The 10,443-nt window shown below is 74.6% G+C and carries 9 protein-coding genes; 3 read left to right on the plus strand and 6 right to left on the minus strand.

All coding sequences use genetic code 11. The features are described 5' to 3' along the window. Positions 1-45: 45 nt before the first annotated feature. The gene (locus ACIOGZ_RS32655) at positions 46-1,176 is read right to left on the minus strand and encodes a DegT/DnrJ/EryC1/StrS family aminotransferase (protein ID WP_400988679.1); all 1,131 of its coding nucleotides are present in this window, start codon (positions 1,174-1,176) and stop codon (positions 46-48) included. After that, complete coding sequence (locus tag ACIOGZ_RS32660; protein ID WP_363588391.1) at positions 1,173-2,357, minus strand: Gfo/Idh/MocA family oxidoreductase; 1,185 nt, start codon at positions 2,355-2,357, stop codon at positions 1,173-1,175. Before ACIOGZ_RS32660 ends, ACIOGZ_RS32655 begins: the two co-directional genes overlap by 4 nt. A 380-nt stretch (positions 2,358-2,737) precedes the next feature. On the opposite strand from ACIOGZ_RS32660, the gene ACIOGZ_RS32665 reads away from it, so the two are divergent. Then, complete coding sequence (locus ACIOGZ_RS32665; protein WP_350877742.1) at positions 2,738-3,199, plus strand: YwqJ-related putative deaminase; 462 nt, start codon at positions 2,738-2,740, stop codon at positions 3,197-3,199. Positions 3,200-3,282: 83 nt separating this feature from the next. Continuing rightward, entirely contained in the window at positions 3,283-3,792 is a 510-nt protein-coding gene (locus ACIOGZ_RS32670) for an SUKH-3 domain-containing protein (RefSeq protein ID WP_363630194.1), read from the plus strand. A gap of 69 nt (positions 3,793-3,861) precedes the next feature. Here the strand turns inward: ACIOGZ_RS32670 and ACIOGZ_RS32675 are convergent, their stop codons facing one another. Next, positions 3,862-5,130, minus strand: coding sequence for a histidine kinase (locus tag ACIOGZ_RS32675; RefSeq protein WP_363619230.1), 1,269 nt, complete (start codon positions 5,128-5,130; stop codon positions 3,862-3,864). Between the two features lie 334 nt (positions 5,131-5,464). On the opposite strand from ACIOGZ_RS32675, the gene ppc reads away from it, so the two are divergent. Further along, positions 5,465-8,200 carry a phosphoenolpyruvate carboxylase gene (gene ppc / locus ACIOGZ_RS32680; RefSeq protein ID WP_363588404.1) on the plus strand — a complete coding sequence of 912 codons (2,736 nt, stop codon included), beginning with the start codon at positions 5,465-5,467 and terminating at the stop codon, positions 8,198-8,200. Positions 8,201-8,360: 160 nt separating this feature from the next. On the opposite strand, the gene ACIOGZ_RS32685 is transcribed toward ppc, so the two are convergent. The 3 genes from ACIOGZ_RS32685 to ACIOGZ_RS32695 all read right to left on the minus strand — a co-directional run bounded on the left by ACIOGZ_RS32685 (position 8,361) and on the right by ACIOGZ_RS32695 (position 10,091). After that, the gene (locus ACIOGZ_RS32685; protein WP_350877739.1) at positions 8,361-8,684 is read right to left on the minus strand and encodes a hypothetical protein; all 324 of its coding nucleotides are present in this window, start codon (positions 8,682-8,684) and stop codon (positions 8,361-8,363) included. Between the two features lie 137 nt (positions 8,685-8,821). Continuing rightward, positions 8,822-9,400: an aminoacyl-tRNA hydrolase gene (pth, locus tag ACIOGZ_RS32690; RefSeq protein ID WP_063348046.1), complete on the minus strand. Its 579-nt coding sequence runs from the start codon at positions 9,398-9,400 to the stop codon at positions 8,822-8,824. A 109-nt stretch (positions 9,401-9,509) separates the two neighbouring features. Then, positions 9,510-10,091, minus strand: coding sequence for a 50S ribosomal protein L25/general stress protein Ctc (locus ACIOGZ_RS32695; RefSeq protein ID WP_363588396.1), 582 nt, complete (start codon positions 10,089-10,091; stop codon positions 9,510-9,512). Positions 10,092-10,443 lie beyond the last annotated feature (352 nt).

The following is a 10,443-nucleotide window of genomic DNA, read 5'->3' on the forward strand; positions in this document are numbered from 1 at the left end:
GGGTCGTCTCCGGGCCCGGGCCCCCGCCCGGGAGAAGGGGAACCGTCAGAGCCGCTGCCCGAGCGCCCCGGCCAGCACCCCGGCGATCCTGGTCTGCTGCGCCTCGGTGAGATGCGGGTGCAGCGGCAGGCTGAGCAGTTCGCGGGCGGCCCGTTCGGCGACCGGGAACGCCCCCGCACGGTGGCCGAGGTGACGGAACGCGGGCTGGAGGTGGACCGGGACGGGGTAGTGCACCCCGGCGCCGATCCCGGCGGCGCGCAGCGCGGCGAGGACGGCGTCGCGGTCCCGGCCGGGACCGATCCGCACCGCGTACAGGTGCCAGACGTGCTCGTTGCCGGGCGCGGTACGCGGCAGGGTCAGGCCGTCGAGGCCGCCGAGCAGGGCGTCGTAGCGGGCGGCGGCGGCCCGGCGGGCGGCGTTCCAGGCGGGCAGCCGGCGCAGCTTGGCCCGCAGCACGACGGCCTGCAGCGCGTCCATCCGGGAGTTGAAGCCGAACCGCTCGTGCCGGTACTTCTCGCGCGCGCCGTGGTCGCCGATCAGCCGGACGGCGGTGGCGAGTTCGTTGTCGTCGGTGAGCACCGCCCCGGCGTCGCCGTAGCCGCCGAGGTTCTTGCCCGGGTAGAAGCTGGTGGCCGCGATCCGCCCGTAGCCGGTGCGACCGTGCTGCCGGGCGCCCTGGGACTGCGCCGCGTCCTCCACCACCGGCCGTCCGTCGGCCAGCTCCAGCAGCGGCCCCATCGGGGCGAGCTGGCCGTTCAGGTGGACGGGCAGCAGCGCGACCGCGCCGGGCAGCGCCCCGGCGGCCCGCTCGGGGTCGATCAGCAGGTGCGCCGGGTCGGCGTCGACCAGTACCGGGCGCAGCCCGGCCCGCTGTACGGCCCCGGCGGTGGCGACGAAGGTGTTGGCGGGCAGCACGACGCCGCCGCCGGGCGGCAGGTCGAGGGCGCGCAGGGCGAGTTCGAGGGCGTCTGTGCCGTTGCCGGCGCCCACGCAGTGCCGGGCGCCGGTGAAGTCGGCGTACTCCCGCTCGAAGCCGTCCACTTCGGGGCCCTTGACGTAGCCGCCGGAGGCGAGCACCCGGTCGAAGCCGGCCCGGACCTCGGCCGCGACCTCGGCGTGCGCGGCCGCCAGGTCGACCAGCGGGATCGGGTCGACCGGCGGGATGCCGGCGCTCACCGGGTGGCCGCCCGGTCCCCGGACCCCACCGGGACGGTGGCACCGCCGAGTTCGAGGCTGAGCGAGGCCGCCTCCAGCAGCTGGAGCACCCGCACCCCGGCCCGGCCGTCGGTGAGCGGGGCCCGGCGCTCGGTGATCGCGGCGGCGAACTCGGCCATCACGTTGCGCAGCGCCTCCTGCTCGACCAGCGCGGGCGCGACCATCTCGCCGACCCGGTAGGAGATCAGCGCCCGGTGCCGGATCGCGTCGGTCAGCTGGTCGGGCGGGGTGAGGTCGACGCCGCGGTCGTGCACGGCCAGCCGGGCCTGCGGGTTGAGGTCGTCCCAGACCAGGGTGCGCCGGGAGCCGCCGATCAGCGTGGTGCGGACCTTCGTCGGGGAGAGCCAGTTGACGTGGCAGTGGGCCAGCGCGCCGTTGCTCAGCCGGACCGTCAGGTACGCCACGCAGGCCCGGCCGGCGCCGATCGGGTCGGCGCCCTGGGCGGACACCCCGACCGGTTCGACGCCGGGCGGCAGCACGAAGTCGAGGATCGACAGGTCGTGCGGGGCGAGGTCCCACAGCACGTCCACGTCGGGCTGCACCAGGCCGAGGTTGATCCGCACCGAGTCGAAGAACTGGACGTCGCCGATCTCGCCGCCGTGCACCAGCTCGCGGATCCGGCGCACCACCGGGGTGTAGCAGAAGGTGTGGTCGCACATCAGCACCAGCCCGCTGCGCTCGGCCAGGTCGACGAGTTCGGCGGCCTCGGCGGCGGAGGTGGTGATCGGCTTCTCCACCAGCACGTGCTTGCCGGCCTCCAGCGCGGCCCGCACCAGCCGGTAGTGCGCGGCCGCGGGCGTGGCCACCGCGACGGCCCCGACCCGTTCGTCGTCGAGCACCCGCCGGTAGGAGCCGGTCGCCCGGACGGTGCTGTACTCCCCCAGCACGGTACGGGCCTTGGCCTCGTCCAGGTCGCACAGCCAGTGCAGCCGCAGCGCCGGGGTGTCCTGCGCGTTGCGGACCAGCTTCGGGCCCCAGTAGCCGGCCCCGACCACGGCGAGGCCCACCGGGCGTTCCGGCGCCGGCCGGGGCGGTTCGCCCGGCGTGGGCACGTGCCCGCCGGGCGCCTGGTTGGCGGCCTGCGCGTCCCAGGCCCCCGACCGCTGCCGTGGTCCGTTCCGACCGGGCTGCTCCGACGTCATCCACGAGCCCCTTCGCTCCGCCGCCAGGGCGGGCGCGGGCCCACCCCGGCGGCCCCAACGTCCGGCACGGGCACCGGGTCCGGGCCCGTCCGCGCGTCCGCGGACGGTCGGCCGGATCCCCTTCGGCCTCGCTGCCGGAACGGTACCGGCCGTGCCCCCGGCCCGGGGGTGGTTTCGGGAAATCGGCGGACAAGTCGTGACGACGGTGTGCGGATCCGGCCCCGGTCCGGCGAGGATCGGGTGACGGCCCGGCCGGTCCCGCACGGTCGTTCGTCCGCCCCCGCACCCCGGTTGTGCGGATGTCGGTGTCGTTTGACAGGCTTGCCCCGGACCGTCCCACCGGTCCTTCCGTCAGCGGGAACAGAGGAGGAGGACGACGCATGACCACCGGTGAGCCCGCGGGCCCGCCCGTGCTGCGCCACCACCGCGACAGCCTGCTGCCCGCCGTCGCCGCCGCCCTGTCGCTCAAGGGCGGCGAGGTGCACACCCTGGCCGGGGACAAGGACGCCCGACGGCCGGTCCTGCACCCGCTGGTCGGCGAGTTCCTGGACACGCTGCCCGTCGAGGCGCGCGAGCGGTTCACCGGCCGCTGCCCGGAGGCCGTCCTGCTCTCCCAGCACCTGGCCGCGGTCGACGGCCGGCGCTCCAAGCGCGCCGCCCGCAAGCCGATGACCCTGCACGAGGCCCGCAAGGCGCTCAAGGGCTCCCGGATGACGACCGTTCGCATCCGGGAGGAGGGCGACCCGGCGCACGGCACCCACGCCCCGCCGTGCCGTTCCTGCGCGCCGATGCTGGAGCACTTCACCGTGCAGAGCGTCGCCGTCGGGCCGCCCGCGCCCTGACCGCGCCCTCGTACGCCCCCTGTCCCCGAGCCCTGGAGTCCGCCCTGAACCCGCCCAGCCCGCCCCCGCCACCGCCGGCCACCCTGTCCGCCGCCCCCGCCGGGCGGGTTCGCCCGCGCTTCCCCGCCGACGTCGCCGCCGAGCTCAAGGCGGCCGGCTGGCACCCCGGCCGCTGGCAGATACGGCAGGCCGAGGAGTGGGCCGACGCCCTGGTCGGGTACGGCGGGCCGTCCGGCCTGCGGCACGCGGTGTTCCCGGCGGCGGTGGAGGCCTGGGCCGAGTTCGGCGGCCTCGCCTTCGACCTGGCCGGCCCGGGCCGCCAGCTGGCCCGCACCCCGTTCCTGATCGACCCGCTGTGCGGGCTGCACCAGCCGCGCACCCTGCTCGACCTCGGCCGCGCCCTGGGCACCCAGCTCGCCCCGCTCGGCGAGGAGGCGTACGGGCAGGCGCTGCTGGCCGTCGACGAGGAGGGCCGGGTCTACAGCCTGGACCACACCGGCGAGTGGTTCCTCGGGCACGGCATCGACCAGGCCGTCACCACCCTGGTCCTGGGCACCGCCCCGGAGCGGCTGCGCACCGCCGACGGATCCTGACGGCGGCCCGGCGGGCCCCGGGGCGGTCCGCCGACGCGCCCTGACCGCCGGGCCGGGCCTGGCGGCGCGTCACCGCAGCCGTTCGGCCCGGACCGCCAGCCGGGACGGCAGCACCGCCTCGACCCGGAACCCGCCGTCCGCCTCCGGCCCGGAGGAGAAGGTGCCGCCCAGCGCGATCACCCGCTCCCGCATCCCGACCAGTCCGTTGCCGCCGCTGGGCAGCTTCGCCGCGCCCCCGCCGCCGCCCGGGCAGGCGTTCACCACGCTCACCCGCACCCCGTTGGGCGCGTACGCGAGCAGGACGGACACCTGTGCGCCGCCCGCGTGCTTGTGCGCGTTGGTCAGACCCTCCTGGACGACGCGGTAGGCGGTCTGCTCGGCCTCGCCGGTGAACTCCTGCCGACTGCCGCTGACGGTCAGCGTCACCGCCATGCCGGCCGCCCGGGACTGGTCGACCAGCCGGGGCAGCCCGGCCAGCGAGTCCGGCTCCGGCTGGCGCTCGTCGTCCATCCGCAGCACGCCGAGGATCTCCCGCAGCTCGTTCAGCGCCTGCCGCCCGACCTCGCCCATCAGCTTGGCGCTCTGCGCGGCCTTCTCCGGGTCCTTGGCGACGATCCGCTCCAGCGCCCCGGCGTGCACCACCATCAGGGACACCCGGTGCGCCACCACGTCGTGCATCTCCCGGGCGATCCGGGTGCGCTCCTCCAGCCGGGCCCGGCGGGCGCGCTCCTGGGCCTGCTCGGCCAGCAGGTCCAGTTCGGTCTCCAGGCCGTGCGCGCGGTCCTTGAGCGAGTCGATCAGCCGCCGCCGCGCGCCCACGTACAGTCCGGTGACCACCGGCGGGACGGTCAGGCCGACGGAGACCAGCACCGCGATCAGCACCTGGCCCCAGAGCGGCGGCTGCTCCACCGCCGTGTCGCCGGGCGTCAGCATCGACACCATCATCACGGCGACGGTCTCGGCGAAGGCCAGTGCGGACAGCGCCACCACCCGCCAGCGCCGGGTGGGCCACTCCCAGGTCGCCGCCAGCGTGTACAGCGACACCACCAGCAGCAGGACGCCGAGCATCCCCGGCATCGCCACCAGGGTCACCAGCACCGGTACGGCCGGCCAGCGGCGGCGCAGCACCAGCGAACCGCCCGCCACCACGCCGAGCAGCGAGGTGCCGGCCACCCCGGCGGCGTCCAGGTGCACCCGGCCGGAGAGGAAGGCGATCGTGCTGAGCGCGCACTCCAGCGCGGCGAGCACCGCCAGCCCGATGTCCAGGAAGGCGCTGCGCGGCCGCTCCCACCACCAGAACGACCGGACCGGCGCGCGCTCCCCAGGCGACTTGCTCATGGCCGACAGCCTAAGCGGCAACCCCCTCCCCTCCCCACCGGGATTGCCCCCGACACCTCGCCGGACCCTCAAGTGGTCCAGACCACATGCGGCCTGCGGCGTCACTGTCCGCCATCCGGCCACCTCGCGGACAGCGACCGCCCCGACACCTATGCTGGTCGCGTCGGACAGCGCGGTCCGCACGCGTCACACCCGCCACACGCGGGCGGACCTGTGACGATGAGCCGTTGCCGAACCCCACCACCACAGGGAGCCAGCCGTGACCGCTCCGGTCCCCACCCCGGCGGACAGCCCCAATGTCCACGCCACCGGCCCAGTTGCCGACAACGCGGCCCTGCGTGCGGACATCCGCCGCCTCGGCGACCTGCTCGGCGAGACGCTGGTCCGCCAGGAAGGCCCCCAGCTACTGGGCCTGGTCGAACAGGTCCGCCTGCTCAGCCGCACCGACGGCGAGGCCACCGCCGAACTCCTCTCCGACATCGACCTGGACACCGCCGCCAAGCTGGTCCGGGCCTTCTCCACCTACTTCCACCTCGCCAACGTCACCGAACAGGTGCACCGCGGCCGCGAGTTCGCCACCCGCCGCGCCCGGGAGGGCTCGCTGCTCGCCCAGACCGCCGACCAGCTCGCCGAGGCCGACCCCAAGCACCTCGAGAACACCCTGGCCCACCTCGCGGTCCGGCCGGTCTTCACCGCCCACCCCACCGAGGCCGCCCGCCGCAGCGTCCTCAACAAGCTGCGCCGCATCGGCGAACTCCTCGACCGCATCCACCGCGAGGAGATCGCCGCCGGCCTCTCCCAGGCCGACCCGGCCCGCACCAGCAGCGCCCGCCGCCAGGCCGACCGCCGCCTCGCCGAGGTCATCGACCTGCTCTGGCAGACCGACGAGCTGCGCATCGCCCGCCCCGAGCCCACCGACGAGGCCCGCAACGCCGTCTACTACCTGGACGAGCTCTACCGCGACGCCGTCCCCCAGGTCCTGGAGGAACTGCACGAGGAACTCGGCCGGGTCGGCCTGACCCTGCCCGACGGCGTCCGCCCGCTCACCTTCGGCACCTGGATCGGCGGCGACCGCGACGGCAACCCCAACGTGACCCCGCAGGTCACCTGGGACGTCCTCAACCTCCAGCACGAGTACGGCATCAAGGACGCCCTGGCCGCCGTCGACGACCTGCGCAGCACCCTCTCCACCTCCGAGCGGCTGGCCGGCGCCTCGGTCGAACTGCTCGCCTCGCTCAACACCGACCTGCACCAGCTCCCCGAGCTCAGCCCCCGCTACAAGCGGATGAACGCCGAGGAGCCCTACCGCCTCAAGGCCACCTGCGTCCGGCTCAAGCTGGAGAACACCCGCGAGCGGCTCGCCCAGGGCACCCCGCACGTCGAGGGCCGCGACTACCTCGGCACCCGCGAGCTGATCACCGACCTGCGGCTCATCCAGGACTCCCTGCGCTCCCACCGCGGCGAGCTGATCGCCGACGGCCGCCTCGCCCGCGCCATCCGCACCATCGAGGCCTTCGGCCTCCAGCTCGCCACCATGGACGTCCGCGAGCACGCCGAGGCCCACCACCACGCCCTCGGCCAGCTCTTCGACCGCCTCGGCGAGGAGGCCTGGCGCTACGCCGACATGCCCCGCGAGTACCGGCAGAAGCTGCTCGCCAAGGAGCTCCGCTCGCGCCGCCCGCTCGCCCCCACCCCGGCCCCGCTGGACGCCGCCGGCACCAAGACCCTCGGCGTCTTCAACACCATCCGCGAGGGCTTCGAGCGCTTCGGCGACGAGATCGTCGAGAGCTACATCATCTCCATGTGCCAGGGCGCCGACGACGTCTTCGCCGCCACCGTCCTGGCCCGCGAGGCCGGCCTGATCGACCTGCACGGCGGCATCGCCAAGATCGGCATCGTGCCGCTGCTGGAGACCACCGAGGAACTCCAGAAGGCCGACCTCATCCTCGACGAGATGCTGTCCGACCCCTCCTACCGGCTGCTCGTCTCGCTGCGCGGCGACGTCCAGGAGGTCATGCTCGGCTACTCCGACTCCTCCAAGTTCGGCGGCATCACCACCTCCCAGTGGGAGATCCACCGCGCCCAGCGCCGGCTGCGCGACGTCGCCCACCGCTACGGCATCCGGCTGCGCCTGTTCCACGGCCGCGGCGGCACCGTCGGCCGCGGCGGCGGCCCCTCCCACGAGGCCATCCTGGCCCAGCCCTGGGGCACCCTGGAGGGCGAGATCAAGGTCACCGAGCAGGGCGAGGTCATCTCCGACAAGTACCTGCTCCCCTCCCTCGCCCGGGAGAACCTGGAGCTGACCATCTCCGCCACCCTCTCCGCCTCCGCGCTGCACACCGCCCCGCGCCAGGCCCCCGAGGAACTGGCCCGCTGGGACGCCGCGATGGACCAGGTCTCCGCGGCCGCCCACACCGCCTACCGCGCCCTGGTCGAGCAGGACGACCTGCCGAAGTACTTCTTCGCCGCCACCCCGGTCGACCAGCTCGCCTCGCTGCACCTGGGCTCCCGCCCGTCCCGCCGCCCCGACTCCGGCGCCGGCCTCGACGGCCTGCGGGCCATCCCGTGGGTCTTCGGCTGGACCCAGTCCCGCCAGATCGTCCCCGGATGGTACGGCGTCGGCTCCGGCCTCGCCGCCGCCCGCGCGGCCGGCCTCGGCGGCGTGCTCGACGAGATGCACGGCCAGTGGCACTTCTTCCGCAACTTCCTGTCCAACGTCGCCATGACGCTGGCCAAGACCGACCTGCGGATCGCCCGCCACTACGTCGAGCAGCTGGTGCCCGCCGAACTGCACCACGTCTTCGACCAGATCGTCGCCGAGCACGACCTCACCCTGCGCGAGGTGCTCCGGCTCACCGGCGAGGGCGAACTGCTGGAGCACAACCCGGTGCTCAAGCAGACCTTCACCGTCCGCGACGCCTACCTCGACCCGATCTCCTACCTCCAGGTCGCGCTGCTGCGCCGCCAGCGCGATGAGGTCGCCACCGGCCGCCACGAGGACCCGCTGCGCGCCCGCGCGCTGCTGCTGACCGTCAACGGCATCGCCGCCGGCCTGCGCAACACCGGCTGACGCCACCGCGCGTACGGGACGGGGCCGCCGTCCGCCCTCCGGGGTGGGCGGCGGCCCCGTCCCGTACCGGAAGGGTTCGGGGCACGCGAAAGGGCCGGCGCCCGTGGGCACCGGCCCGGTGTCGTGCTCACCGCGCGGGCGGCCAGGCCCCGGACACGGCCTACTCGCCCGGCTCGCCCGCGCGCCGGCGCTTCAGCCACAGCGCGGCGCCGCCGGCCGCGACCACCAGGCCGCCACCGACCGCCAGCAGCCCGGCGTCCGTGCCCATCGAGTCACCGAGCAGCGGCCCGAACTGCGCCGCCGCGGGATCCGCGGAGACGCCCGGATCCGGCTCGGCCACCGCGTCCGCGTGCGCCACCGCGCCGCCCGAGAGCAGCACCCCGGCCGCCCCCAGCGCACCGGCCGTGCCGACCCGCCGTCCGAACTGCTTCAGTCGGACCACCCGGAGCCGCCGCAGTCGGCGGACCGGACGAAAACCCCGCATCGAGAACTCCCCAGGACTCGTTCGCGTACCAGGCCGACGCTATCCGATCCCGCACAGGGTTCTCACACGGATTCAGGTTTGGACCGTCAAGCGTTGTACGACTGTTGCGTAACACCACTCCCGGACTTGATGGAGCGTCAGGAGTTGTAGGTGCCCTGCGCCCGCTCCAGCCCCTCGGACAGCAGCGCCTCCACCGCGTCCGCCGAGCGGTCCACGAACCACTCCAGTTCCTTGCGCTCGGCGCCGGAGAAGTCCTTCAGCACGAAGTCCGCGACCTCCATCCGGCCCGGCGGCCGACCGATCCCGCACCGCACCCGGTAGTAGTCCGGCCCCAGCGACTTGGTGATCGACTTCAGCCCGTTGTGGCCGTTGTCCCCGCCGCCCAGCTTGAGGCGCAGCGCCGCGTAGTCGATGTCCAGCTCGTCGTGGACGGCGACCAGCGCCGAGGCCGGCGCCTTGTAGAAGTCCCGCAGCGCCGTCACCGGCCCGCCGGAGAGGTTCATGAACGACATCGGCTTGGCCAGCACCACCCGGCGGCCGGACAGCCGTCCTTCGGCCACCTGCGCCCGGCTCTTGTGCGCCTTGAACTTCGCGCCCATCCGCTGCGCCAGCAGGTCCACCACCATGAACCCGATGTTGTGCCGGTTCCGGGCGTACTGCTCGCCCGGGTTGCCCAGCCCCACCACCAGCCAGGGGCCCTCGTACTCGTCCGCCATGCCCTCTCTCCTCCTGTGCGCGCTCTACGTCATCTTCCCGGACACACCGCTGCCCCGGCCGCTCCGAGGGGAGCGACCGGGGCAGCGGTCACAGCTGGTGGGGCGAGGCTCAGGCCTCGGCGCCCTCGGCCTCGGCGGCCTCGGCCGGGGCGGCCTGGGCACCGATGACCTGCAGCACGACGGCGTCGGCGTCGACGGCCAGGGTGACGCCGGCCGGCAGGGCGATGTCCTTGGCGAGGATGGAGGCACCGGACTCCAGGCCCTCGACCGAGACGGTGACCGACTCGGGCAGGTGGGTGGCCTCGGCCTCGATCGGCAGCGCGTTGAGGACGTGCTCCAGCAGGTTGCCGCCGGGGGCCAGCTCGCCCTCGGTGAGGACCGGGATCTCGACGGTGACCTTCTCGCCGCGCTTGACCAGCAGCAGGTCGACGTGCTCGATGGTGCGCTTGATGGCCTCGCGCTGCACGGCCTTGGGCAGCACGTACTCGTCCTTGCCCTCGATCGGCACGACCAGCAGGGCGTTCGGGGTCTTGAGCGCCATCATCAGGTCGTGGCTCGGCAGGTTCAGGTGAACCGGGGCGTGGCCGTGGCCGTAGACGACACCGGGGACGAAGCCGGCACGGCGGGCGCGACGGGCGGCACCCTTGCCGAACTCGGAACGGGTCTCAGCGGCGATGCGGATCTCGGACACGACTGCACTCCTCGGGAAGACTGGCGCGGGGGTGCAGGCAACGCGAAAAACCGCCGGGGCCACACCCTCAGTACGTTCGGGGGTCACTCGGCGGTAACGGCCTCTGCCGACGGACGGAAATCCGACACCGGCAGCGCGTCGATCACGGAGCGGGCACCCGGCGAGCAGGCACACGGCATCCCTCGCCGAGCAGTTTCACGAGTCTAACCGCATGAACGGCCTCCCGTGAAATCGGCGGGGGGGCCCGCCGGGCCCCGCCCCCCGGGGGCCCCCCCCGCGGGGGGGGGGGGGGGCCCCCCCCCGCCCGCGGGGGCGGCCCCCCCCCCCCCCCCCCCCCCCGGGGCCGGGCCGC

It is taken from the genome of Kitasatospora sp. NPDC088160 (assembly GCF_044741445.1).
GTDB lineage: Bacteria > Actinomycetota > Actinomycetes > Streptomycetales > Streptomycetaceae > Kitasatospora.

Coding starts and splice junctions, on each gene's coding strand:
- pth (WP_063348046.1), bottom strand. CDS start 9,400: ATGGCGGACGAGTACGAGGGCCCCTGGCTGGTGGTGGGGCTGGGCAAC.
- ACIOGZ_RS32675 (WP_363619230.1), bottom strand. CDS start 5,130: ATGAGCAAGTCGCCTGGGGAGCGCGCGCCGGTCCGGTCGTTCTGGTGG.
- ACIOGZ_RS32685 (WP_350877739.1), bottom strand. CDS start 8,684: ATGCGGGGTTTTCGTCCGGTCCGCCGACTGCGGCGGCTCCGGGTGGTC.
- ACIOGZ_RS32665 (WP_350877742.1), top strand. CDS start 2,738: ATGACCACCGGTGAGCCCGCGGGCCCGCCCGTGCTGCGCCACCACCGC.
- ACIOGZ_RS32660 (WP_363588391.1), bottom strand. CDS start 2,357: ATGACGTCGGAGCAGCCCGGTCGGAACGGACCACGGCAGCGGTCGGGG.